Annotated in this window: 26 protein-coding genes; 18 read left to right on the top strand and 8 right to left on the bottom strand. The window is 70.6% G+C overall.

Annotated features, from left to right (window positions below):
• Window positions 1-42: 42 nt before the first annotated feature.
• The 11 genes from OG584_RS15745 (at window position 43) to OG584_RS15695 (ending at window position 10393) form a co-directional block, all read left to right on the top strand.
• A complete protein-coding gene (locus OG584_RS15745) occupies window positions 43-846 on the top strand; it encodes an aldose 1-epimerase (protein ID WP_405778460.1) in 804 nt (267 codons plus the stop codon).
• A 32-nt stretch (window positions 847-878) separates the two neighbouring features.
• On the top strand, window positions 879-1421 hold the full coding sequence (gene pyrE, locus OG584_RS15740; protein ID WP_405778459.1) for an orotate phosphoribosyltransferase: 543 nt from the start codon (window positions 879-881) through the stop codon (window positions 1419-1421).
• A gap of 165 nt (window positions 1422-1586) precedes the next feature.
• A complete protein-coding gene (gene fbaA, locus OG584_RS15735) occupies window positions 1587-2618 on the top strand; it encodes a class II fructose-bisphosphate aldolase (protein ID WP_405778458.1) in 1032 nt (343 codons plus the stop codon).
• 92 nt (window positions 2619-2710) lie between these two features.
• Entirely contained in the window at window positions 2711-3859 is a 1149-nt protein-coding gene (locus OG584_RS15730; protein WP_405778457.1) for a MalY/PatB family protein, read from the top strand.
• Window positions 3860-3946: 87 nt separating this feature from the next.
• Window positions 3947-4360: a DUF3151 domain-containing protein gene (locus OG584_RS15725; protein WP_405778456.1), complete on the top strand. Its 414-nt coding sequence runs from the start codon at window positions 3947-3949 to the stop codon at window positions 4358-4360.
• Between the two features lie 162 nt (window positions 4361-4522).
• The gene (locus OG584_RS15720) at window positions 4523-5344 is read left to right on the top strand and encodes a tryptophan 2,3-dioxygenase family protein (protein WP_405784093.1); all 822 of its coding nucleotides are present in this window, start codon (window positions 4523-4525) and stop codon (window positions 5342-5344) included.
• Window positions 5345-5468: 124 nt separating this feature from the next.
• Window positions 5469-6659, top strand: coding sequence for a kynureninase (locus tag OG584_RS15715; protein ID WP_405778455.1), 1191 nt, complete (start codon window positions 5469-5471; stop codon window positions 6657-6659).
• A 55-nt stretch (window positions 6660-6714) separates the two neighbouring features.
• Window positions 6715-7560, top strand: coding sequence for an alpha/beta hydrolase family protein (locus tag OG584_RS15710; RefSeq protein WP_405778454.1), 846 nt, complete (start codon window positions 6715-6717; stop codon window positions 7558-7560).
• A gap of 120 nt (window positions 7561-7680) precedes the next feature.
• Entirely contained in the window at window positions 7681-9036 is a 1356-nt protein-coding gene (locus OG584_RS15705; RefSeq protein WP_405778453.1) for a sensor histidine kinase, read from the top strand.
• Window positions 9033-9701 carry a response regulator gene (locus OG584_RS15700; RefSeq protein WP_405778452.1) on the top strand — a complete coding sequence of 223 codons (669 nt, stop codon included), beginning with the start codon at window positions 9033-9035 and terminating at the stop codon, window positions 9699-9701. The genes OG584_RS15705 and OG584_RS15700 overlap by 4 nt, the downstream gene beginning before the upstream one ends.
• A gap of 89 nt (window positions 9702-9790) precedes the next feature.
• Complete coding sequence (locus tag OG584_RS15695) at window positions 9791-10393, top strand: Uma2 family endonuclease (RefSeq protein WP_405778451.1); 603 nt, start codon at window positions 9791-9793, stop codon at window positions 10391-10393.
• 27 nt (window positions 10394-10420) lie between these two features.
• Here the strand turns inward: OG584_RS15695 and OG584_RS15690 are convergent, their stop codons facing one another.
• Together OG584_RS15690 and OG584_RS15685 are read right to left on the bottom strand one after the other, a co-directional pair.
• Window positions 10421-12061, bottom strand: a complete 1641-nt coding sequence (locus tag OG584_RS15690) for an ABC transporter permease (protein ID WP_405778450.1) — start codon at window positions 12059-12061, stop codon at window positions 10421-10423.
• Window positions 12058-13032, bottom strand: a complete 975-nt coding sequence (locus OG584_RS15685) for an ATP-binding cassette domain-containing protein (protein ID WP_405778449.1) — start codon at window positions 13030-13032, stop codon at window positions 12058-12060. Before OG584_RS15685 ends, OG584_RS15690 begins: the two co-directional genes overlap by 4 nt.
• 127 nt (window positions 13033-13159) lie before the next feature.
• On the opposite strand from OG584_RS15685, the gene OG584_RS15680 reads away from it, so the two are divergent.
• The gene (locus OG584_RS15680) at window positions 13160-13786 is read left to right on the top strand and encodes a GbsR/MarR family transcriptional regulator (protein WP_405778448.1); all 627 of its coding nucleotides are present in this window, start codon (window positions 13160-13162) and stop codon (window positions 13784-13786) included.
• 70 nt (window positions 13787-13856) lie between these two features.
• Here OG584_RS15680 and OG584_RS15675 read toward each other — a convergent pair whose 3' ends face one another.
• Entirely contained in the window at window positions 13857-14708 is an 852-nt protein-coding gene (locus tag OG584_RS15675; protein WP_405778447.1) for a diacylglycerol kinase, read from the bottom strand.
• Between the two features lie 165 nt (window positions 14709-14873).
• On the opposite strand from OG584_RS15675, the gene OG584_RS15670 reads away from it, so the two are divergent.
• The 6 genes from OG584_RS15670 to OG584_RS15645 all read left to right on the top strand — a co-directional run bounded on the left by OG584_RS15670 (window position 14874) and on the right by OG584_RS15645 (window position 19930).
• Window positions 14874-16157, top strand: coding sequence for an adenylosuccinate synthase (locus OG584_RS15670; RefSeq protein ID WP_405778446.1), 1284 nt, complete (start codon window positions 14874-14876; stop codon window positions 16155-16157).
• Window positions 16158-16331: 174 nt separating this feature from the next.
• Window positions 16332-17186, top strand: coding sequence for a Scr1 family TA system antitoxin-like transcriptional regulator (locus OG584_RS15665; RefSeq protein ID WP_405778445.1), 855 nt, complete (start codon window positions 16332-16334; stop codon window positions 17184-17186).
• A gap of 13 nt (window positions 17187-17199) precedes the next feature.
• Window positions 17200-17388, top strand: a complete 189-nt coding sequence (locus OG584_RS15660) for a DUF397 domain-containing protein (protein ID WP_405778444.1) — start codon at window positions 17200-17202, stop codon at window positions 17386-17388.
• A gap of 186 nt (window positions 17389-17574) precedes the next feature.
• Entirely contained in the window at window positions 17575-17832 is a 258-nt protein-coding gene (locus OG584_RS15655) for a hypothetical protein (RefSeq protein WP_405778443.1), read from the top strand.
• Window positions 17832-18098, top strand: a complete 267-nt coding sequence (locus OG584_RS15650) for a hypothetical protein (protein ID WP_405778442.1) — start codon at window positions 17832-17834, stop codon at window positions 18096-18098. Before OG584_RS15655 ends, OG584_RS15650 begins: the two co-directional genes overlap by 1 nt.
• Before the next feature lie 269 nt (window positions 18099-18367).
• The gene (locus OG584_RS15645) at window positions 18368-19930 is read left to right on the top strand and encodes a hypothetical protein (protein ID WP_405778441.1); all 1563 of its coding nucleotides are present in this window, start codon (window positions 18368-18370) and stop codon (window positions 19928-19930) included.
• Window positions 19931-20010: 80 nt separating this feature from the next.
• Here OG584_RS15645 and OG584_RS15640 read toward each other — a convergent pair whose 3' ends face one another.
• The 5 genes from OG584_RS15640 to OG584_RS15620 all read right to left on the bottom strand — a co-directional run bounded on the left by OG584_RS15640 (window position 20011) and on the right by OG584_RS15620 (window position 22711).
• Window positions 20011-21189: a methyltransferase gene (locus OG584_RS15640; protein ID WP_405778440.1), complete on the bottom strand. Its 1179-nt coding sequence runs from the start codon at window positions 21187-21189 to the stop codon at window positions 20011-20013.
• A gap of 20 nt (window positions 21190-21209) precedes the next feature.
• Window positions 21210-21635, bottom strand: a complete 426-nt coding sequence (locus OG584_RS15635) for an SRPBCC family protein (RefSeq protein ID WP_405778439.1) — start codon at window positions 21633-21635, stop codon at window positions 21210-21212.
• A 116-nt stretch (window positions 21636-21751) separates the two neighbouring features.
• A complete protein-coding gene (locus OG584_RS15630; protein ID WP_405778438.1) occupies window positions 21752-21925 on the bottom strand; it encodes a type II toxin-antitoxin system Phd/YefM family antitoxin in 174 nt (57 codons plus the stop codon).
• Window positions 21922-22362, bottom strand: coding sequence for a hypothetical protein (locus OG584_RS15625; protein WP_405778437.1), 441 nt, complete (start codon window positions 22360-22362; stop codon window positions 21922-21924). Before OG584_RS15625 ends, OG584_RS15630 begins: the two co-directional genes overlap by 4 nt.
• A 220-nt stretch (window positions 22363-22582) precedes the next feature.
• Window positions 22583-22711: a hypothetical protein gene (locus OG584_RS15620; RefSeq protein ID WP_405778436.1), complete on the bottom strand. Its 129-nt coding sequence runs from the start codon at window positions 22709-22711 to the stop codon at window positions 22583-22585.
• Window positions 22712-22729 lie beyond the last annotated feature (18 nt).

Here is a 22729-nt window from a genome sequence, read left to right as displayed (position 1 = left end):
TTCTGTCCGGCCGATCGGCTCGCGCCCCGTTAGGGTCGGGGCGTGAGTAGCGAAGAGGTCCGGCTCGTCGCCGGCGACGTCGAGTTGACCGTGAGCCCCGAGCACGGGTGCCGTATCAGCAGCCTCCGTATCGGCGGCACCGAACTGCTGCGCCAGGGAGCCAAGTTCGGCTGTTTCCCGATGGTGCCCTGGTGCGGCCGCACCGGGAACGGCCGGTTCAGCAGTGGCGGTACGCCGCACCAGCTGCCGTTGAATTCCCCGCCGCACGCCATCCACGGCACCGGACGCAACACCGGCTGGCAGCAGTCCCGGCCCGGCAGTGTCGACGGACCGGGTGTAGGGGTGTTCACCTATGAATTGGCGGACCCCTGGCCGTACACCGGCCGTGTCACCCAGACCTTCGAGCTGACCGAGACCGCCCTGACGCTCACCCTCGGTGTGGAGACCTACGGCGACTCGTTCCCGGCGCAGGCCGGCTGGCATCCCTGGTTCCGGCGGAATCTGGGCGCCGGTGGTGACGCGCAGCTCGATTTCGCGGCCGCCTGGCAGGAGGAGCGCGGCGACGACCACCTGCCCACGGGCAAGCGGATCGCCCCCCTCCCCGGCCCCTGGGACGACTGCTTCGGGATGCCTGACGGCGTGGATGTCACCCTCACCTGGCCCGAGCAGCTGGAGCTGAAGGTGCACAGCCGCGACGAATGGGTCGTGATCTACGACGAACAGGCCGAAGCGGTCTGTGTCGAGCCCCAGTCCGGCCCGCCGAACGGTCTGAACACGCTGCCGCGCCTGGTGACGCTCCTCGATCCACTGGAGATCGCGACGACCTGGAGCTGGCGCCGCCTCTGAGCTGCAGTTCAAGGCCCCCTAAGCTCGGGGGCATGACTGACGTACGCGCTGACCTGCTCCAGCACATCAAGGACAAGGCCGTGGTGCACGGCAAGGTGACGCTCTCCTCGGGGATCGAAGCCGACTGGTACATCGACCTGCGCCGGATCACCCTGGACGGTGTGGCCGCGCCCCTGGTCGGCCAGGTGATGCTGGACCTCACCGACGGGCTGGACTTCGACGCCGTCGGTGGGCTGACGCTGGGAGCCGACCCGATCGCGGACGCCATGCTGCACGCTTCCGCCGCCCGCGGAAAGACGCTGGACGCCTTTGTCGTGCGCAAGGCTGCCAAGACGCACGGGATGCAGCGCCGCATCGAAGGCCCGGACATCAAGGGCCGCCGCGTCCTGGTCGTCGAGGACACCTCGACGACCGGTGGTTCTCCGATGACCGCTGTCGAGGCGGTGCGCGAGGCCGGTGGTGAGGTGGTCGCCGTCGCCACGATCGTGGACCGCGACACCGGAGCCGCCGAAGTCATCGCCAAGGCCGGGGTTCCGTACATCTTCGTGTACGGCCAGGGTGACCTGGGCCTCTGAGCACACGGGGTGTGGTTTCACGTGAAACCACACCCCGCCCGCCGGGTCAAGGCACCACGCCAGGTGGAGCCGGGCCAGGAGTCTGGAAAGATGGGCGGTGACGATGACGTCGCCCCCAGGTCAGGGACCAGTTACGCACACCCGCACATCCCAAGGAGCGGACAGATGCCCATCGCAACCCCCGAGGTCTACAACGAGATGCTCGACCGGGCGAAGGCAGGCAAGTTCGCCTACCCGGCCATCAATGTGACCTCGACCCAGACCTTGCACGCGGCGCTGCGCGGCTTCGCCGAGGCCGAGAGCGACGGCATCATCCAGATCTCCACCGGCGGTGCGGAGTTCCTGGGCGGCCAGTACGCCAAGGAAATGGTCACCGGATCGGTCGCGCTCGCCGAGTTCGCGCACATCGTCGCCGAGAAGTACCCGGTCACGGTCGCGCTGCACACCGACCACTGCCCCAAGGACAAGCTCGACGGCTACGTCCGTCCGCTGCTCGAGGTCTCCCGCAAGCGCGTCGAGGCCGGCCTCAACCCGCTCTTCCAGTCGCACATGTGGGACGGCTCCGCCGAGACCCTCGCCGACAACCTGGCCATCGGCCAGGAGCTGCTCGCGCAGGCTGCTGCCGCGAAGATCATCCTTGAGGTCGAGATCACCCCGACCGGCGGCGAGGAGGACGGTGTCAGCCACGAGATCAACGACTCGCTGTACACGACCGTCGATGACGCGCTGCGTACCGCCGAGGCGCTCGGTCTGGGCGAGAAGGGCCGCTACCTGCTCGCCGCCTCCTTCGGCAACGTGCACGGCGTCTACAAGCCGGGCAACGTCGTTCTCCGTCCCGAGCTGCTGAAGGACCTGCAGGAGGGCGTCTCCAGCAAGTACGGCAAGCCCGCCGGCAGCCAGCCGTTCGACTTCGTCTTCCACGGCGGCTCCGGTTCGTCCGCGGAGGAGATCGCCACCGCGCTGGAGAACGGCGTCGTGAAGATGAACCTCGACACCGACACCCAGTACGCCTTCACGCGCCCCGTTGTGGACCACGTCTTCCGCAACTACGACGGCGTCCTGAAGGTCGACGGCGAGGTCGGCTCCAAGAAGACGTACGACCCCCGCACCTGGGGCAAGGCCGCCGAGGCCGGTATGGCCAAGCGTGTGACCGAGGCCTGCGCGAACCTGCGCTCCACGGGCACCCGCATCAAGTAGGCACGTCCGTCACGCCGGGCCCGGTATCCCGACCAGGGGTGCCGGGCCCGCGTCATACCCGCAGCTTCCCGGGCCAGAGAGAGGTGCCGCACATGGAGTACGACTTCGACACGGCCGTCGACCGGCGCGGTACCTGGAGCGTCCAGTGGGACGGGGTCGCGGACCGGTTCGGCGTGGACGGGCTGCTGCCCTTCACCATCTCCGACATGGATTTCCGCTGCCCGCCCGAGGTCCTCGCGGCCCTTCGCGAGCGGATCGACCACGGCGTGTTCGGTTATACCGACTGGCGCCTCGGGGACTTCCGGGACGCCGTACGCGACTGGTACGCGACCCGCTTCGACACCCGGATCGACACCGGCCGGCTCGTGTACGGGCCCTCCGTCCTCAACCAGCTGTCGCAACTGCTGCGGATGTGGACGGACGAGGGCGACGGCGTCGTGGTCCACACGCCCACCTACGACGGTTTCACCAAGGCGGTCTCCGGCCTCGGCCGGGAGCTGCGCGGCTGTGCGGTCGACGACGACGCGGAACTGGAGCGGCAGCTCGCCCGGCCGGACAGCAAGGTGCTGCTCCTCTGCTCGCCGCACAACCCCACCGGCCGGGTGTGGACCAACGACGAACTGAGCCGCTTCGCCGCACTCGCCGAGCGGTACGGCACCGCGGTGATCTGCGACGAGATCCACGCCGACTTCGTGCACGAAGGGCGCCGGCACCTGCCCTGGACCCGGTACGGGAGCGGGCGCTGGGCGCTCATCACCTCCGGCAGCAAGGCGTTCAATTTTCCCGCACTGACCGGTTCCTACGGCATCATCGGTGACCCGGACGACCGGGCGGCATACCTCACCCGCATGGAGACGGCCGAGGGGCTGGCCTCGCCCGCAGTGCTCTCGCTGACGGCGCACATCGCGGCGTACCGGCATGGCGCGGGCTGGCTGGACGCGGTACGCGCGTACACCGCGGCGAACCTGTCGATGCTCGCCGAGCGGCTGAACGCGGCCTTCCCCGAGCTGAGCTGGGCGCCGCCGCAGGCCGGATATCTGGCCTGGATCGATCTGCGCCCGCTGGGCATCGACAGCGCGGCCCTCCAGCGGCAGCTGATCGAAGTGGAGAAGGTGGCGATCATGCCGGGTTCGGTGTACCGGGCTGAGGGGTTCGTCCGGCTCAACGCGGGATGCCCGCGGGAGAAGGCGGAGGCGGGCGCCGACGCGCTCGTACGGGCGATCCGGGCCGTGCGGGAGTAGCGGGGCTCCCGTCCGGATCACCCGGGAGATGCCCGGTTCCACCGCCCCCGGCACGTGTCGCCGCCGCGGCCAGGCAGACTGGCTTCCATGTCCATTCACGAGAATCTGCTCGGGGGCCCTCCCGAGACCCGTCTTCCGGACGACCCCGAACCCCGCGAGCTCCTCGCGGCCGGCACTGCCCCCGCCGATGTGGCGGCGAAGTACCCGACCTCCTCCCTCGCCTGGGCGCAGCTCGCCGACGATGCCTTCGAGCACGGCCGGGTCGTCGAGTCGTACGCCTATGCCCGTACCGGTTACCACCGCGGTCTCGACTCGCTGCGCCGGGCCGGCTGGAAGGGCCACGGCCCCGTGCCGTGGGACCACGAGCCGAACCGTGGCTTCCTGCGTGCCCTGCACGCCCTGGCGCGCGCCGCGCAGTCGATCGGTGAGAAGGCGGAGTACGAGCGCTGCACGGAGTTCCTGCGCGACTCGTCCCCGGCCGCGGCGGACACGCTGGGCTGATCCCACCGCATGGAGCAAGGCCGGACACACACCGTGTCCGGCCTTGCTTGTCTTGCCGTGAACCACGGATCACGCCGATGATGAAGGCGGGGACCGGAGCCCACCTGTCGATGGAAGAGGCGGACCGCTACCTGGAGCACCATCGAGGAGACAGCGATGTCGATGCCTTCGCACGAAACGGCCCCGAACCTGGATTTCGCGGGTACCACCCCGTACGAGGACTACGTCCAGGCAGATGTCCTCACCCACCTTCAGCACCTGCGTTCCGACGATCCGGGCGAGATGGTCTTCCTCGTGACCACGCAGGTGATGGAGCTGTGGTTCACCGTGATCGTCCATGAGTGGGAGACCGCCGCGGCAGCTCTGCGCGGTGACGATCTGCCCGTCGCGCTCGCGGCCCTGAAGCGCTCGACGTACGAACTGCAGTCGCTCAACGAATCCTGGCGGCCGCTGGCCCAGCTCACCCCCGCGCAGTTCAACGCCTACCGTGGCGCGCTCGGCGAGGGCTCCGGCTTCCAGTCCGCGATGTACCGCAGGCTCGAATTCCTGCTGGGCGACAAGTCCGCGTCGATGCTGGTCCCGCACCGCGGAGCGCCGCGGGTCCACGCCGAGCTGGAGAAGGCGCTCCAGGAACCGGGCCTGTACGACGAGGTGCTGCGTTTCCTCGCCCGGCACGGGCAGCCGGTGCCCGACGCGGTGCTCCGGCGCGATCTCTCGCAGAAGTACGAGCCGTCGCCGGAGGTGGAGGCGGTCTGGACCGCGGTGTACACGGGGGAGCAGGACACCCCGCTGGTCCGGCTCGGTGAGGCGCTGACCGATGTCGGCGAGCTGGTGTGGCGCTGGCGCAACGACCACCTGGTCGCCACGCGCAGGGCCATGGGCTCGAAGACGGGGACGGGCGGCTCGGCCGGGGTCTCCTGGCTGGAGAAGCGCGCGGCGAAGAGCGTCTTCCCGGAGCTGTGGACGGCGCGCAGCCATGTCTGACCCGGTCGCCCCGGAGGCCCGCGCCACGCTGGCGGCCCCGGAAGCCCCCGTAACGACCGCCCCCGGCCGCGCCGGGCCCGAAGCCCTCACCGCCCCGAAATCTCCGACGACCGAGGATCAGCCGATGACATCCGCGCAGGTGCGTCCCGTGCCGGACCTGACCGCCCTGGCCCGCAAGGCCGCAGCCCTCGACGCCGCCGACGGACTCGCCCCGGTCCGGGAGCTGTTCACCGTCGACCCCGGCACCGTCTACCTCGACGGCAACTCCCTCGGCGCCCTGCCCCGGCACGTCCCGGCACGGATGCAGGAGGTCATCACCCGGGAGTGGGGCGCCCTGGGGATCCGTTCCTGGGAGGAGTCGGGCTGGTGGACCGCGCCGGAGCGCATCGGTGACAGGATCGCCCCGCTCGTCGGTGCGGCGCCCGGCACGGTGGTCGTCGGCGATTCGACGAGCGTCAACGTCTTCAAGGCACTGGTGGCCGCTGTCCGGATGGCCGGGGACGACCGGGACGAGATCCTCGTCGATGCCACGACGTTCCCCACGGACGGTTACATCGCCGGGTCGGCGGCCCGGATGACCGGCCGGCGGATCGTGCCGTACACCCCCGGCGACCCGGTCGGTCCCCGTACCGCCGCCGCCCTGGTCAATCATGTCGACTACCGCACGGGCCGCCTGCACGACCTGCCCGCCGTGACGGCTGCCGTGCACGCCGCGGGGGCGAAGGTGGTCTGGGACCTGTGCCACAGCGCCGGTGCGCTGCCGGTCGGGCTCGGAGCCCACGGGGCCGACTTCGCGGTCGGCTGCACCTACAAGTACCTCAACGGCGGGCCGGGTTCGCCCGCCTTCCTGTATGTGCGCCCGGACCTCCAGGCGTCCTTCGACTCACCGCTGCCGGGCTGGACCTCGCACGAGGAACCGTTCGGCATGAAACCGGCGTACACCCCCGCGGACGGCGCCCCGCGCGGCCGGGTCGGCACCCCCGACATCCTCTCGATGCTCGCGCTGGAATCGGCGCTCGACGTCTGGGACGGGGTGACGGTCGAGGCGGTCCGGGCGAAGTCACTCGCCCTGACGGACTTCTTCCTGGAGTGCGTGAGTCTCGAATCGGTGACACCGGCCGCCCCGGGACAGCGGGGCAGCCAGGTGTCGCTGCGGTGCGAGGACGCCGGAGCGGTCATGAAGCAGTTGATCGCCCGCGGTGTCGTCGGGGATTTCAGGCCGCCGGACATCCTGCGCTTCGGGTTCACCCCGCTCTACGTCGGTTTCGGCGATGCGCTGCGTGCCGCGCGCGTTCTGGCGGAGGTACTGGCCTGATAACGTCCCGGCTGGTCCGGGCAGCCAGGCCCGCACAGAGAGAGGTTGGAGCCGTATGCCGGACGACGCAGAGGCCGATTCGGTCCTCGCGCACCCCGCCGTCGCCCCCGATGCCACCGCTGCATACGGCGATCACCCCGACCAGACCGTGGACTTCTACGCCCCGCACGGCGGCGACGGGCAGGTCCCGCTCGTCGTCGTGCTGCACGGCGGCTCCTGGCGCCGGCAGTACGACCGCCGGCACATCACCCCGTTCGCCGGTTTCCTGGCCCGGCGGGGCTTCGCGGTCGCCAACATCGAGTACCGGAGGGGCGGCGCCGGGCCGCAGGACGCCGGCCGGTGGCCCGAAACCCTCGACGATGTCGCCACCGCCCTGGACGCGCTGCCCGAACTCGTACCGGATTTCCTGCCGCGCGCCGACCTGCGGCGGACCGTCCTCACCGGGCACTCGGCCGGCGGCCATCTCGCGCTGTGGGCGGCCGCCCGGCACGTCCTGCCGCCGGAGGCGCCGTGGCACAGGTCCACACCGCCTTTCCGGGGTGTGGTCGCCCTGGCCCCGATCGCGCACTTCGGCCTCGCCCGTGAGCTGGGCGTGTGCGGAGGCGCGGTGGAGCAGTTCCTGTCGGCAGGCGGTGGCGCGACCGGCACCGCCGTGGTCCGTGAGGAGTGGGCGGACCCGGCCGCGCTCCTCCCCACCGGCATCGCGACCACCGTCGTCCAGGGCAGGGACGACACCACGGTCCCGCCGCAGCTCACCGACGCCTACGCGGACGCGGCGGCCAAGGAGGGCGAGCTGGTCGGTGTGACGCTGCTCGACGGGGTCGGGCACTTCGCACCGATCGACCCGGTGGCCGACGCCTGCGCGGTGGTCGTCGCGGAGATCGAGCAACTCGCCTGGTGAGGGCCGGTACACCCGCCGGTACACCTGCCAGTACACCCTCCGGTAGTCCCTGAGAGGGACCCGGCAGGATCCGTATCAGTGCGGACGACCGTGACCGCGCCGCCGCCTACCTTTGTCCGTGTGACCGATACAGAGACGCGGAGCCCCGAGATCCGACTGGCATCCGGGGCGTTGGCGGGCCTGCGCCAGGACCTCTTCCACGATGCCTTCGCCTACCGCCCGCTGCAGCCGATGAATACGGACGGGGCGCTGACCGGGCGGCTGCCGGGCCGGATACGGGCCCGCGCCGGATGGACCCCGCACGCGGTGGTGCTGGGTCTCGCGCTGATCACGCTCCTGCTGTCGGCCCACGGCACCACCGACTTCGACAGCACGCTGTCCTTCCTGACCGGGCTGATCTCGGCCGGCACGGTCGTGATGACCCTGATCAGGCCGGTCGGCGCCTGGTGGGCCTCGCTGGTGGCGACGCCCGTGGTCGGCCTGCTCGACAACGGCTCCGGGTCCTGGCCCTGGTCCGACAGCGCCTTCCTCGCCCATCTCGTGGTGCTGACGGTGGTCGCCGCCAGGACCAGGCCGCGGGCCGCCGCCTGGATGTGGGCGGGCACCGCGCTGTACGGGTTCCTCGCGGGGGCGGTCTCGGGGACGGTGTCGGTCGGTATCAACGGCTCCGACACGGCGATGATGCTGTTCCTCTCCGGGGTCGCGCTGCTCATCACCACGGTGGGCCAGGTCCGCCGGGAGGCGCACCGCGAGGTCACCGCCCAGCAGACGGTCACCGCCATCGAACGCGACCGGCGCACGCTCCTGGAGGAGCGCACCACCATCGCCCGTGAGCTGCACGACGTCGTCGCCCACCACATGTCCGTCGTCGCCATCCAGGCCGAGGCGGCCCCGTACCGGGTGACCGACCCGCCGCCCGAGCTGACCAGGTCGTTCGAGGTGATCAGGGAGAACGCGGTCGCCGCCCTGACCGAGCTGCGCCGGGTGCTCGGTGTCGTACGGGCGGAGGACTACGAGGCCCCGGACGCCCCGCAGCCCACCCTCGCCGAGCTCGACGGGCTCCTGACCAATGTGCGGGAGGCGGGACTGAGTGTGGACAAGAGCGTGACCGGTGCGGTCCGTGAACTCCCGCAGGGCGTGGAGCTGTCGGCGTACCGCATCGTCCAGGAGGCGCTGAGCAACGCGTTGCGCCACGCGCCTGGAGCGCGGGCCCAGGTGGAGATCAGCTACGTACTGGGCGGGCTGGGGCTGCGCGTGGTCAACGGGCCGCCGCAGGGCCTGGTCAAGCCGTCCTCCGGCTCTCAGCCCCCTCCGGGCAGGGAGTACCCCATTCCGGGCGCCGGGCACGGCATCACCGGGATGAGGGAGCGGGTCACCATGCTGAACGGTGAGATCACCACGGAGGCCACCCGGGAAGGCGGCTACGAGATCACCGCCTTCATCCCGGTGCAGCGGCCCGCAGAGGAGTCGTCATGACGGCACCGGACATCCGGGTCCTCGTCGTCGACGACCAGATGATGGTCCGCGAGGGGTTCTCGGTCCTGCTCAACGCCATGCCGGACATCGAGGTCGTCGGCGAGGCGGTCAACGGTGTCGAGGCGGTGGCCCAGGTGGCGGCCCTGCGCCCCGACGTCGTCCTGATGGACATCCGGATGCCCGAGCTGAACGGCATCGAGGCGACCCGTGAGATCGTCGCCGCCGACGAGTCGGCGAAGGTACTGGTCCTGACCACCTTCGACCTGGACGAGTACGTCTACCAGGCGCTGCGGGCCGGCGCGTCGGGCTTCCTGCTGAAGGACGCGTCGGCGCGTCAGCTGGCCGACGGGGTACGGGTGGTGGCGGCCGGTGAGGCCCTGCTCGCGCCGACGATCACCAAGCGGCTGATCGTCGAGTTCTCCCGGCTGTCGGACACCCCGCGGCAGCCCGCTCTCGCCCGGGTCGACGAGCTGACGGAGCGCGAGAGCGAGGTGCTCGTCCTGATCGCACACGGCCTGTCGAACGCGGAGATCGCCTCCCGGCTCGTGGTGGCGGAGTCGACGGTCAAGACGCATGTGAGCCGGATCCTGGTGAAGCTCGGTCTGCGGGACCGGACCCAGGCGGCGGTGTTCGCGTACGAGACGGGGCTGGTCAGGCCGGGGTAGCCATCACTCGGGCGGGGGAATCGTCACGGGTGCGGGCCGATCCGCCCGGCGCTCGGTGACGCTGGTGCTCGCACAGGAGGGGGTGCAAGATGACGGTTATGGCAGAGCGCATGTCTCAGGTGACGGTCGAGGAATTCGAGAAGATCGCCAAGTTCGCCGCCGCGGAGTCCGACGCCGTCAGGCTGGAGTTCATCGACGGTCGGATCGGAGACAGCGGAGTGCCGGACGGGGACCACAACGAGATCTGGATGTGGCTGCAGGGAGTCTGTATGCAGCACCGGCCCGAACTCGGTCTGTACGGCGGTGATCAGGGCCTGAAGGTCGATTCGTACCGCAACGGCAGGGCGCGTCCCGATGGTTCTCTCGCCCCGTGCGGGAACTTCGCCGGGCAAGGTGAGTGGGCGGACCCGGACGGCGTGCTGATGACCGTCGAGATCACGTCGTACGACCGTGACACCGACCGCTGTGACCGCAAGGAGAAGCCGGCCGCCTACGCCGCGGCCGGGATCCCGGTCTGTCTGCTGGTCGACCGTGAGGCCGGTGCCGTCACGGTGTTCAGCTCCCCGGACCCGGACCCGCAGGGCGTCGGATACCGCGACAGCCACACCGCGAAGTTCGGCGAAGTCCTCATGCTGCCCGACCCGGTGGGCATCGAACTCGACACCGAGGTCCTCACGAACTACGTGCGCTGAGGCTCCCGCAGGCCACAGCACCCCCCCTCAGCCCGTCATGTCCCGCCGCCGCAGAGCCATAAGACCCGCCGTCACCAGCGCCGCCGTGATCAGCAGCAGGACCACCACCGGTGTCCAGGCCATCTCCGCGCCCGGCAGTTTCGCCAGATGCCCGAAGGGCGACAGGCCCAGGACCGGCTGCGGGAGCCTCAGCGCAGGGCCGATCCACCCCAGGGCCAGAGCGAGACCGGCCACCGCCCACGCCGCGGGCGCGACCTTCGGGGCCGCCCCGTACAGCAGGACCGCGACGCCGCCCAGCACCCAGACGGCCGGAAGCTGGGCCAGAGCGGCACCGATGACCGCGCCCGGTTCGTGCCCGTACCCCAGGGCCAGGCCCGCACCGCCCGCCAGCACGACGGCCGCCGACCCCACGAAGGCGACGGTGAGATGACCCGCCGCCCATCGCAGCCGCCCGACCCCGCCCGCCAGCAGTGACTCGGCGCGCCCACCGGTCTCCTCTGCGTGCAGCCGCAGCACCGATGCGACGACGTACAGCGCGGCGACCGTACCGAGCACCCCGGTCATCGCTGCGAGAAACGCGGTGGTGAGGCCGGAGTGGCCGCCCATCCGCTCGAAGATCTCCCTGGCGCCCGCGTTGCCACCGACCAGGTCGCCCGCGCCGCCGGTGATCCCGCCGAAGACCACCCCGGTGACCAGGAACCCGGCGATCCACCCGGCCACGCCGCCCCGTTGCAGCCGCCGGGCGAGCGCGCCCGCCGTGCCCATCCGGCCCCCTGCCGGTCCCGGCCGTGCGGGCAGGAAGCTCATCCCGAGGTCGCGGCGCCCGGCCAGGGTGTACGCGAGGGCGGCCTGGGCGGCGACTGCTGCCGCCATGAGCAGCAGCACCCACCAGCGCTCGGACGCGTAAGGCCGTACGTTCTCGGCCCAGCCGACCGGGGACAGCCAGGTCAGGCCGGACGATCCGCCGCCCGATACCGCGTCGCCCGCCGCCTTCAGTACGTACGCGGCGCCGATCGCGGCCCCGCCGATCCCCTTCGCCGCGCGGGCGCTCTCGGTGAGCTGGGCAGCCAGTGCCGCGGTGCACGCGAAGAGCATTCCCGCCCCGGCCACCGCGAGGGCGAGCGCGACCGAACCGCCGGCCGGCTCGCCGGACGCGGTGAGTCCGGCGGCGGTCACGCAGGCCAGAGCGGCGTTGGCGGCCATGGCGGCCAGCAGCGCCGCGGTGAGCGGGGCCCGCCGCCCGACGCCGGCCGACGAGAGCAGCTCCTGACGCCCTGTCTCCTCCTCCTCGCGGGTGTGGCGTACGACGACGACCAGGCTCATCACGGCGGCGAGTACGGCCCCGAGCCCGGCCATGCGCCAGGCGGTGAGCCCGCCGGCCGAGTCGCTGAACACGGGCCCGTAGAGCGCACGCAGGGAACTGTTGGCGTTCATCGACCGGGCCAGCCCGGCACGGTCGGCCGACGTGTTGTACAGCGAGGTGAAGGACCGCGCGACGGACGCGAACGAGCCGCCGAGCAGCAGGGCCCAGAGCGGCATCATGAGCCGGTCGCGGCGCAGGGCGAGCCGAAGGAGCGCAGCGGTGCCCGCCAGTTGCTGTGCGGAGCGTCCCGCGGCGGTCGGCAGCGCGGCGGCGGCACAGCCGGGGCGGCCGGTGGCGGCGGTCATCGGGGGACCGCGGGGGTCTGTGCGGCTCCGGCCGCCGCAGCGCCGGCGCCGGTTCCGGCCTTTGCCCCGGTCCCTGGCGGGGCCGAGTCCGGTGCGGTGTAGTGGCGCAGGAAGAGTTCCTCCAGCGTCGGCGGCGTGCTGGTCAGCGACCGCACACCCGACGCGCTGAGCGAGCGGACCACCGCGTCCAGCTGGTCCGTCTCGACCTGGAGTCTCACCCGGGTGCCCTGGACGTCCAGCGCGTGAACGCCGGGCAGCCGCTCAAGACCGCGCGGCGCGGTGGCCAGCTCGGCGACGACGCTGGTGCGGGTCAGATGCCGCAGCTCGGCGAGCGATCCCGTCTCCACGGTGCGTCCGCGGCGGATGATGCTCACCCGGTCGCAGAGCGATTCGACCTCGCTCAGGATGTGGCTGGAGAGCAGCACCGTCCGCCCCCGGTCGCGCTGTTCCGTCACGCACTGCTGGAAGACTTCCTCCATCAGCGGGTCGAGCCCGGAAGTCGGTTCGTCGAGGATGAACAGATCGACGTCCGACGCGAAGGCGGCGACCAGGGCCACCTTCTGCCGGTTGCCCTTGGAGTACGTACGGCCCTTCTTCGTCGGGTCCAGCTCGAAGCGGTCCAGCAGTCCGGCCCGGCGCGCGGGATCGAGACCGCCGCGCAGCCGTCCGTACAGATCGATGACCTCGCCGCCGCTCAGGTTCCGCCAGAGGGTGACGTCTCCCGGCACGTAGGCGATGCGCCGGTGCAGCTCCACCGCGTCGCGCCAGGGGTCCCGGCCCAGGAGCTGCGCCGCTCCCGCGTCCGCGCGCAGCAGGCCGAGCAGGATCCGGATGGCCGTGGACTTGCCGGAGCCGTTGGGGCCGAGGAAGCCGTGGACCTCGCCGGTCTCGACGCTGAGGTCGAGACCGTCCAGTGCAGGTGTCCTGCCGAACGACTTGTGCAGTCCGGCGGCGGTGAGTGCCTTGGTCATGTTTCTGAAAGTACAGTGATTTCACAAAGTTGTGAAGTTAAGGAAACATATAAACTCGCACGGAGGAACTCGTACGGAGGCTCGTACGGATGGCAGGGACCGGGGACGCTGGGGAGAAGATCCAGGGATGACGACCAAAGACACCACCGGGCCCGGCGCCGCCGGATCCGACACCACTGGCCCCGGCGGCGGCGCGGCCGACGCACAGGCTGTGGACACCGCGGCCGGGCGGGCGGTGGACGGCGCACAGCCTGTGGACGCTGAAGCGGGCCGGACCGCGGACGGCGCGAAGGCCGAGGTGGTGTCCCGCTTCGTCGAGCGGTTCGCCGCGCAGCTCGCCGATGCCGGGATGCAGCGGATGCCGGCCCGCATCTTCGCCGCGCTGCTCGCCTCCGAATCGGGCGCGCTGACCTCGGCCGAGCTGGGCGCCCAGCTCAAGGTCAGTCCCGCGGCGGTCTCCGGCGCGGTCCGCTACCTCACCCAGGTCAACATGGTCACGCGCGAACGCGAACCGGGTTCGCGCCGGGACCGTTTCCGGGTGCACAGCAACCAGTGGTACGAGGCGCTGACCAGCCGGGACATGGTCATCAAGCGCTGGGAGGACGCCCTGCGCGAAGGCGTCGAGAACCTGGGCCGCGACTCCCCCCAGGGCAAGCGGCTGGGGGAGACGCTCGCGTTCTTCGAGTTCCTGCACGGGGAGCTCGCGTCACTGATGGAGCGCTGGGACGTGGAGCGCGAGAGGCGCTTCGGCTGAGGGGCCCTCCGGGGCCGCCCGCGTGGCCCCGGCTGCATCGTCCGGGGCCCCGTCCCGCCGCGCGCCGCGACTACGCCGCGGCCGGGGGCAGCGTCAGCCCCCACACCCCCGCTCGTACCGTCCACGTCCGGGTCCGCACCGGGCCGCCCACCTGGCCGTCCCTGCCGTACCGGAAATCCGGCCCGGAAACCCGCACCGCCAGCGCCTCCACGGTGAGCCGGTCGCCGGACGGTAGCTCGATCACCACCTCGGCCTTCCCGGCACCGCCCCGCGACGAGACGCGAACGCCCGCCACCGGCTGGTCCAGATCGGTCAGGAGCACCCCGTCCGCCTCCACCCGCAACCGCTGCTCCCTGGGCGCATCCGGTTCGGGTGCCGGGCCCACCAGGGTGCGTACGAGCGAGCGGCAGGCTCCCCACACCGACAGCAGGGTGCCCGTGTCCCGGTCGGACGGCCCCGAGCGCGGGCCGGCCGCCGGGATCCGCAGATCCCCGAGCACCACCGCGTCACTGTCGTCCACCAGCAGGTCCAGCCAGCGCACCGCACCGTCGAGCACCGAGCGCGCCGCGGCCACCGCGCCCTCCGGGACACCCAGCGACCGTGCCAGCTCCAGCGCGGGCGCGGGCCCGACCGGCACCAGGGACAGGGCGCCGCGCACCCGGTTCCGCTCCTGGTGGAGCACGGTCACCGCCCTGAGCAGCGCTCTGTCGTCACCGATCACCACCAGGCGCCGGTGGCCGCGTCTGGAGAGTGCCCGTGCGAACTCCTCCGGCCCGTCGGGCAGGCAGATTTTGGCGTGCGCTCCGGCGCACAGCACGTCCTTCGCGATCCGTACGGATTCGCCGTCCGCACGGCGGGCGACCGGGTCGATGACCACCAGCAGCTGATGCTCGGTGCTCGCTGCGGGATCTGGAGCCGACACCTCGGTCCTTCCTCGGGTAGCATCCTTGTGCAAGAGCCCCTTGCGCTATTGCGCCAGGGGCTTCGTCTATTCCGGGGCAGCCGGTTCGACGGTTCGGGTATCGGCGTACGCCAGACGTGCGCCCCCTGACCTTGGACATGCCCCGCCCGGAAGGGGTGTACGCCTGTGCCCGCACTTGTGCTGCTCGGTGCTCAGTGGGGTGACGAGGGCAAGGGAAAGGCCACCGACCTCCTCGGTGGATCCGTGGATTACGTGGTGCGCTACCAGGGCGGCAACAATGCCGGCCACACGGTCGTCGTAGGCGACCAGAAGTACGCGCTCCACCTCCTCCCTTCCGGAATCCTCACACCGGAGTGCACTCCGGTGATCGGGAACGGAGTCGTCGTCGACCCGGCGGTCCTGCTCTCCGAGCTGAGCGGACTGAACGACCGCGGCGTGGACACGTCCAAGCTGCTGGTCAGCGGTAACGCGCACTTGATCACGCCGTACCACACCACCGTCGACAAGGTGACGGAACGGTTCCTCGGCAAGCGGAAGATCGGCACCACGGGCCGGGGCATCGGCCCGGCATACGCCGACAAGATCAACCGCGTCGGCATCCGCGTCCAGGACCTCTACGACGAGTCGATCCTGGAGCAGAAGGTCGAGGCGGCGCTCGACGGCAAGAACCAGATCCTCGCCAAGCTCTACAACCGGCGTGCGATCGAGGCCGGTCAGATCGTCGAGGAGCTGCTCGGCTACGGCGAGAAGATCCGCCCGTACGTCGCGGACACCGCGCTCGTCCTGAACAAGGCTCTCGACGAGAACAAGGTCGTCCTCATGGAGGGCGGACAGGGCACGCTCCTGGACGTCGACCACGGCACCTATCCCTTCGTCACGTCGTCGAACCCGACGGCGGGCGGCGCCTGCACCGGCACCGGTGTCGGCCCGACGAAGATCACCCGGGTCATCGGCATCCTCAAGGCCTACACCACCCGGGTCGGCGCGGGGCCGTTCCCGACCGAGCTCTTCGACGAGGACGGCGACAAGCTGCGCTCGATCGGCCACGAGTACGGCGTCACCACCGGCCGCGACCGCCGCTGCGGCTGGTTCGACGCGGTCATCGCGCGCTATGCGACGCGGGTGAACGGGCTGACCGACTTCTTCCTCACCAAGCTCGACATCCTCACGGGCTGGGAGCAGATCCCGGTGTGTGTGGCGTACGAGATCGACGGCAAGCGCGTCGAGGAGCTGCCCTTCAGCCAGACGGACTTCCACCACGCGAAGCCCGTCTACGAGTACCTGCCGGGCTGGACCGAGGACATCACCAAGGCGAAGACCTTCTCCGACCTGCCGAAGAACGCGCAGGCCTATGTGAAGGCGCTGGAGGAGATGTCCGGCGCACCGATCTCGGCGATCGGTGTGGGACCCGGCCGGACCGAGACGATCGAGATCAACTCGTTCGTCTGACAACTGAGAACGGCGCAGGAACACCGCGCGGCGGCCGGTCCGGGTTCGGGCCGGCCGCCGCGCGGTTGCGGGGGTCGAGTGGTGAGGGCAGAGGCTCAGATGGTGGCTCAGGTGGTGGGGGCAGGGGCTTAGAATCTGGGCGTTGACCAAGGCGAGCCAGTGGAGGGGGAGTCGATGCCCGTCCGTAAGCCGCCCACCGCTCGCCAGCGTCGGCTCGGGGCTGAGCTTCGGCGGATGCGGGAGCATGTCGGGCTGTCGCTCACCGACGCGGCCGCGCTGCACCGAGTGGACAAGACCGCGATCAGCAACACCGAGTCCGCGCGATTCGGCGTCAGCGCCGACCGTGTGCGCGTCTGGGCGAGCAACTACATCTGCCCCGACCAGGCTTACGTGGACGCCCTCACGGACATGGCCCGCGAGCGCGCCGGGTCGAACTGGTGGGACGAGTTTCGGGACTTGATCGCCCCGTTCATGCTCGACCTCGTGGAGCTGGAGCATCACGCCAAGTCGCTGCGGCACGTGCAGATCACGCACCTGCCGGGCCTGCTGCAGCACGAGGACTACGCCCGCGCCGTGTTCGGGGAGGCGGTCCCGCCGCTGACCCGCGAGGCGATGGACCTGCACGTGGAATTCCGGATGCGGCGCCGGGCGCTGCTCGACCGGGCGAGTCCCCCTGCCTGCTCGTTCCTCCTCCATGAGGCCGCCCTGCGGATGCTCTTCGGTGAACGGTCGGTCGTGCGGCGTCAGCTGGAGGAGTTGCTGAAGTACTCGGAGCGGGATGCGGTGACGCTGCGCGTCATTCCCTTCGCTGCCGGAGGGTTCCCCAGTGCGGGGAGTTCCACGATGTACGCGAGCGGTCCGGTCGGGCAGCTCGATACGGTGCAGATCGATGTGCCAGGCGGTGTGACCTTTCTCGACGCCGAGACCCATCTGGCGAACTACCGTGCGGTGTTGGATCGTATGGAGGCGCGGTCGCTGGAGCCTGGGCCGTCCCGTGACTTCATTCGCAAGGTGCTGCACGAGCTATGAGAGCTTGAGGACCGTGGAAATTCACTGGCGTAAGTCGTCTTTCTCGGAACAAGCGGGCAACTGCCTCGAACTCGCCGTTGTCGACGGTGATGTCCTTGTCAGGGAGAGCGATGACCCTGCGGTGGTCGTCCGGACGACTCCCGCGAAGCTGGCGGCGTTCCTGGCGGGGGCCAAGTCGGGCGAGTTCGACGAACTGGTCTGAGGAAGAGGGAGCACTCCTCGCATATGCCACTCTGGGTACCTTGCGCATCAATGTTGATGCGGCAGCATCTTTGTGGCTAACCTTGGCTTCGGGCGGTAGTCGCACGATTACCGTCCGGACGGGAAGTGCCCCGGCGGTGTCATCAGCACCCCGGGGCATGGCCAACGCCCTCAGAGGAGCGCCAGCATGTTCCACCGTATCCGCACCCATCTCGCGCGAAGGCGCGTACCCCGGATTGCTTTTGCCCTGCACCCGTCCGCGTACCCGCAACGCCCCCTGCGCCTCACCCGTACCCACCGCCTCTACGACGCTCTCGACGTCGAACGCCGCACCCGTCGCACCGCGATGCGGCTCGCGCTCGACGGGATCGTGGTCGTGGCAGGGGCGGGTCAGGCATACAGCGTCGGCAGTCTTGTACTCAGGACCACGGGAGCAGCGGCCTGATGGATACGGACGAGGTACGTGTGAGCAGGGTGCCCAGCAAGCCCGTGCGGCGGGAGCCGGACGGGTCGCTCTCCATTGACTTGTGGCTGCGCCGGGACGGGGCCTTCGAGGCCGACGCCGCTCTGCGACTTACGCCCGCCGAAGCCGAGACGCTGCACGCCCAGCTGTGTTACGCGCTCGATGACGCCACGGCTTCGCTGATCACCCCGGCGGCGAACCGGCCGGATTGCCGCAAGGGGGTCCTCGTCACGCGCCGCCAGGCCTGAAAAGGCCAATTCCCGTGCCCCACCGTCGAGGTGTGGGGCACGGGTGGGCGTCGGTCACCGCTTCACGGCGCGCAGGACCACGAACTTCGGGTTGCTCGTGCCCACCCGGCAGTTGGCGAAGGTGCTTTGGGGCATGACGTAGTAGCTGTGGAATCGACCACCACCCGTTTCGTGCGCTCCGTGAAGAATTTTCCCGCTGTGCCCCTTCTGTTAGCCCTGCCTGGCTAATCTCCACTCGCCCCGGTCCGGCGCAGGAGAGGCACACATTCATGAGCACCCCGGTCCAACGCACCGCGACCCGGCAGTCCGTTGCTGCCCTGACGCAGCACCGGGACCGGACCCGGGCCGGGAGCCCGTCCGGAACCCCGGCGGAGCGCGCCCTCCTGCGCATCCAGTCCACCGCCGGAAACCGGGCCGCGACCGCGGCTGTGCAGCGCGCCAGGGGTACGGCGAAGGAGAAGGCACCGCAGAAGGGCAACGCGTCCACCGGAACGAAGAGTTATCGCGACCGGATCGCCGCGGCCCTCGACCGGGTCAAGAAGAATCTCGAATTCATCGACACCTTCGTCAAGGGCGTCCAGGTACCTGCCAACGCGGGCTTCTCCCAGCAGGCCTCCGCCACGGTCAGTGACGGACTCAAGCACTCCGCCGGCTCGTCGGGAGCCGCCGCCGCGGGGGAGAACCTCGTCACGGAGACCGCCGGCGCCCTGCTCAGTGGCATAGAGGCGGCCAAAGCCAGGAAGGACGCCGAGAAGTACAAGAGCGGGGCCGCCTTCCACGGAGCGGACAAGAAGTCCAACTCCAAAACGGCTGACGCGGTCGTCGGCGCCGCCGGCGCGGGAAACTACGCCCTCGGCATCGCCAAGGAGCTGACCAAGGCCCAGCAGGCGGCGCACGCCATGACAGCGGCCGAGGCGAGCGGTATCGGCTCCAGCGCTTACGGCGCGGTGAAGGGCGCCCGCGCGGCGGGCCGCTTCGGCCTGACGGCCCGCAAATACCATGCCCTGAAAGGGCTCCCGAAGCCCGACCGCACCGACGACGGTGCGCTGGCCCGGCTGAACCGGAGCCGGCAGGAAGCCGAATGGGCCGCGGCCGAGGCATACGTCGCGCTGGACGCCCACTGGGACCATGAGGGCGAAGACCGGCTGGAGCGGGTTTCCGAGGCCATCGACGCGGCCTGGGCAGCGATGGGCGAAGCCCGTGACGCCGCCAGGGATGTCCGGCGCGCCGAAGACGTGAACACGATGGACACGGTGCACACGTACGCGCTCGGCAAGCAGCGCAACAAGATGGGCAAGCAGGCCTTCACCGCGGTGGGAGAGTCCACCAAGGCCGCGGGCGGCATCGTGACGGCGGTCGCCGCCACAGCGGGAGGAGCCGGACTGGCGAGCAACCCGGTCGGCTGGGGTCTCGCAGCGGGTGCGGCCGGTCTCATCCTCGGCGTCACCGCCTACAAGGCAGGCCGCGCGGGCATGAAGCGCTACGAGGCGGCCCGCCACCCCGGACGCTGGGCGGCGGACGAGGCCCCGGCGGAGCCCGCCTCCCGCGAGGACGCGCTGAAGGAGGCCCTGAAGTTCTGGAAGAAGGTGCAGAACGGCGAACGCCAGGCCATGGCACGTAAATTGTACGGACTGGCCGCAGGCGCGGACATCAACGGGAGCGGCGGCACAACGGCCGCAATGCGGGACTCGGCCAGAGCCCTGCTCATCGCTCTCAAAGCAGGCCCCGCCAACCACCGGCTGGCTCCGGACGAATGGGCGGCCTCCCTCAACGACCCGGCGAAGAGTGCCGCTTGGGTCAAGGAGATAGCAGAACAGCTGTCATCGGCCTGAGCGTCCGGCGGGGACGGACCGCTTCTCGGCGGCTACCGCGCCTCAGGCGCTGCCGCGCTGCTCCGGCGTACGGCCCCGCGCTACCGCTTGACCGCCCGCAGGACCACGAACTTCGGGTCGCTCGTCACCACCCGGCAGTTGCCGAAGATCCGCTGGAGCGTGACGTGGTAGCTGAGGTGCCGGTTGCCGACCACCCACAGCTCGCCGCCCGTACGCAGGGCCTCGCGCGCTCCGCGGAACATCCGCCGGGACGTCTGGTCGCTGGTCGCCTGGTGCGTGTGGAACGGCGGGTTGTTCAGTACGAGGTCGACCGAGCCCGGAGCGACGCCCGCGAAGGTGTCGCCGATCCGGAAATCGGCCGGGGCGTCGGGTCCGAGGTTCTTCCGGAATGTCGCCTCGGCCGATGCGACCGCCTGGAACGACTCGTCGGTGAAGATCACTTCGGCCTGCGGGTTGGCCAGGGCGACGGCCGTGCCGACCACACCGTTTCCGCAGCCCAGGTCCACCACCCGCTCCGGGCCGTCGTGCTGCGGCAGGTGCGGCAGGAAGAACCGGGTGCCGATGTCGAGGCGTTCGGCGCAGAAGACCCCGGCATGGTTGACGACGGTCCGTCCCGACGCCGCCCCGACACCCGCGGGGAGTTCGTAACTCCGCGGCCACGGGCTGGGTCCCGGGGTGAGCGACGGGTCCGGGGTGGAGAAGATCAGCCGGGCCTTCTTCACCGCGAGGGACGTCTTCGTGGGTCCGACGATCTGCTCGAAGAGCTTCAGGGTGGAGGTGTGGATCTCCTTGACCATGCCGGTGCCGACGACGACGGTCCCGGCGTGCAGGGCGGGCGCGACCCGGTGGAGCTGGTCCTCCAGCAGCGCGAGGCTCTTCGGCACCCGGACGATCAGCAGGTCGATCCGCTCCGGCGGTGTCTCCCGCGTGGAGAGCAGGGTCACGGCGCCGGTGGGGACGCCGTTCCGCTCCAGATTGGCCCGGGTCGCCTCCTGGCCGAGGAACGAGTCGGTGATCTGTACGAGTGCGCCACCGGTCTCCCCGGCCTCCCCGGAGGGGCCTGCCGCGGCCAGAGCCGTGGTGATCGCCCCCCACCGGTCACCGGCCACGGCGACAGTGGCCCCCGCGGCGATCCCGTTCTCTTCGAGGTGGCGCAGCACATATTCGTCAGCGGCGTCCCAGGCGCGCAGCTGGTCGCGGGGGTCCTCGGGGAACCGGGTGAGCGAGAGCGAGCCTGATGACGTCGGCAAATGGTTCATTGCCGACCAGGCTAGCCGCCTCAGGAGGCGGCCGTCTTCTCGGCCAGTTTCTGGAACTCGCCCAGGTTGTAATTGGCGAGTGCGGAATCGAGGTTGGTGAGTGCGCCCAGGTGCTCGACGAAGCCCTTGGGGTCGTACTCGATCTGGAGCGTCACCCGGCTCGTGGTGTCGGTGAGGTGGTGGAAGGTGACCACACCGGCGTGGTGCACGCCTTCGGTGGTCCGCCACGCGATCCGGTCCTCCGGTACGACCTCGGTGAGCTCGGCGACGAAGTTCTTGTCGGCGCCCGGCAGTGAGAGCTGCCAGGCGAACCGCCGTTCGTCCATCGGCTCGACGATCCGGACGTGGCTCAGGAAGGCGGGCCAGCGGGTGACATCGCTCCACAGCGCCCAGCTCACGGCGACCGGAGCGTTGATGTCCACGGTCTCGACCAGCGATGACGACATGTGTGCCTCTCCCTCTTGCGTCTTTCGTGGGCTCATCCTTCTCGGGACCGGCTACCCGGAGACTGGACGGCCACACGGAACGCCTGCGGACGCGGGGCTCTCCGGGGCCCGGACGATCAGCGGGCGCGACGCGCGTTCACACCGGGATGACGTCGGCGCCCGGCGGCCGGCGGGCGCACCTCGGCGATCTCGTTGCCGTTGTGCGTGATGTGGTACGTCTCACCCGCCTCGACGTCGTCGAGTACTGCCTTGGAGCGCGCGGCGAGTTCCCGTTGGGTAATGGTCTTCATGAACGCCATCGTGTCGCGGCGTAACGCGCCGTGCTACGGGCCGCCTCCGGCCCGTCCGGTGTGGCTGACGTGGCCCAGGGCGCCGTCCGGCAGCAGAGGCGGCTCCGTTGCCTGCCCCGGCTTGCAGCATGACTCCGGGACGAGCCGTCCCCGCCCGGAGCCCTGGAGCCGGTGGTGGCGTGGGGCACAGGTGTCTTCGGTTCGCCGTCCTTGTTCATGACCGCGTAGACGGAGCCGCCCGCGCCGAGCGCGACTATCAGGGCCACCACGATGAGCGCGATGGTCCAGCGGCTGCTGCGGTCCGGCCGCTCGGGCGCCGGCTCAGGGGTGCAGTAGCTGTAACCGGGCAGCGGCCTGCCGGGTGCGGAGTCGCCGGTACCGGCGGCGCCGGCCTCAGCGCCGGCATCGTCTGGATCGCCAGGCTGTAACTTCCCCATGGCTGTGCCGCCTCCCCAAGGCCGCGCCGGCGCGCGCGCCCGCTGGAGGCGAGGATAGTGCGGCCCCGCGGCACGCCGATATGACCGGGAGGCCGGTGTGACGGGGAATCCGGGGCCGCCGCCCGCTCCGTCACGTCCGGTGGGTGCCGGTCGCCGTCCGCCATGAGCCTCGACGAAGCGCGGGGCGGGCAGGCCGACCGGCGATGTGGTTCCAGCCGTGTCAGGCTCCCCAGCCGGCGTACGAGAACGCGGCCGTCACGCCTGCCCGGCCGGCCGTCCGGACGGCCACCGGGTCCGGGAATGCGACATCCTGCCGACGAATCCGGCCGAGTCCATACACGATGGCCATGTGCTCCCTGCCGTGCGC

Source organism: Streptomyces sp. NBC_00859, assembly GCF_045161865.1.
GTDB lineage: Bacteria > Actinomycetota > Actinomycetes > Streptomycetales > Streptomycetaceae > Streptomyces.
The sequence above is the reverse complement of the archived record's forward strand: the minus strand, read 5'-3'. Positions and strand labels throughout refer to the sequence as shown.

What these genes read in the sequence shown, in the direction of transcription:
- pyrE (WP_405778459.1), top strand. Translation starts at nt 879, where the DNA reads ATGACTGACGTACGCGCTGACCTGCTCCAGCACATCAAGGACAAGGCC.
- fbaA (WP_405778458.1), top strand. Translation starts at nt 1,587, where the DNA reads ATGCCCATCGCAACCCCCGAGGTCTACAACGAGATGCTCGACCGGGCG.
- OG584_RS15730 (WP_405778457.1), top strand. Translation starts at nt 2,711, where the DNA reads ATGGAGTACGACTTCGACACGGCCGTCGACCGGCGCGGTACCTGGAGC.
- OG584_RS15725 (WP_405778456.1), top strand. Translation starts at nt 3,947, where the DNA reads ATGTCCATTCACGAGAATCTGCTCGGGGGCCCTCCCGAGACCCGTCTT.
- OG584_RS15720 (WP_405784093.1), top strand. Translation starts at nt 4,523, where the DNA reads ATGCCTTCGCACGAAACGGCCCCGAACCTGGATTTCGCGGGTACCACC.
- OG584_RS15715 (WP_405778455.1), top strand. Translation starts at nt 5,469, where the DNA reads ATGACATCCGCGCAGGTGCGTCCCGTGCCGGACCTGACCGCCCTGGCC.
- OG584_RS15710 (WP_405778454.1), top strand. Translation starts at nt 6,715, where the DNA reads ATGCCGGACGACGCAGAGGCCGATTCGGTCCTCGCGCACCCCGCCGTC.
- OG584_RS15700 (WP_405778452.1), top strand. Translation starts at nt 9,033, where the DNA reads ATGACGGCACCGGACATCCGGGTCCTCGTCGTCGACGACCAGATGATG.
- OG584_RS15695 (WP_405778451.1), top strand. Translation starts at nt 9,791, where the DNA reads ATGACGGTTATGGCAGAGCGCATGTCTCAGGTGACGGTCGAGGAATTC.
- OG584_RS15690 (WP_405778450.1), bottom strand. Translation starts at nt 12,061, where the DNA reads ATGACCGCCGCCACCGGCCGCCCCGGCTGTGCCGCCGCCGCGCTGCCG.
- OG584_RS15685 (WP_405778449.1), bottom strand. Translation starts at nt 13,032, where the DNA reads ATGACCAAGGCACTCACCGCCGCCGGACTGCACAAGTCGTTCGGCAGG.
- OG584_RS15680 (WP_405778448.1), top strand. Translation starts at nt 13,160, where the DNA reads ATGACGACCAAAGACACCACCGGGCCCGGCGCCGCCGGATCCGACACC.
- OG584_RS15665 (WP_405778445.1), top strand. Translation starts at nt 16,332, where the DNA reads ATGCCCGTCCGTAAGCCGCCCACCGCTCGCCAGCGTCGGCTCGGGGCT.
- OG584_RS15655 (WP_405778443.1), top strand. Translation starts at nt 17,575, where the DNA reads ATGTTCCACCGTATCCGCACCCATCTCGCGCGAAGGCGCGTACCCCGG.
- OG584_RS15650 (WP_405778442.1), top strand. Translation starts at nt 17,832, where the DNA reads ATGGATACGGACGAGGTACGTGTGAGCAGGGTGCCCAGCAAGCCCGTG.
- OG584_RS15645 (WP_405778441.1), top strand. Translation starts at nt 18,368, where the DNA reads ATGAGCACCCCGGTCCAACGCACCGCGACCCGGCAGTCCGTTGCTGCC.
- OG584_RS15640 (WP_405778440.1), bottom strand. Translation starts at nt 21,189, where the DNA reads ATGAACCATTTGCCGACGTCATCAGGCTCGCTCTCGCTCACCCGGTTC.
- OG584_RS15635 (WP_405778439.1), bottom strand. Translation starts at nt 21,635, where the DNA reads ATGTCGTCATCGCTGGTCGAGACCGTGGACATCAACGCTCCGGTCGCC.
- OG584_RS15630 (WP_405778438.1), bottom strand. Translation starts at nt 21,925, where the DNA reads ATGAAGACCATTACCCAACGGGAACTCGCCGCGCGCTCCAAGGCAGTA.
- OG584_RS15625 (WP_405778437.1), bottom strand. Translation starts at nt 22,362, where the DNA reads ATGGGGAAGTTACAGCCTGGCGATCCAGACGATGCCGGCGCTGAGGCC.
- OG584_RS15620 (WP_405778436.1), bottom strand. Translation starts at nt 22,711, where the DNA reads ATGGCCATCGTGTATGGACTCGGCCGGATTCGTCGGCAGGATGTCGCA.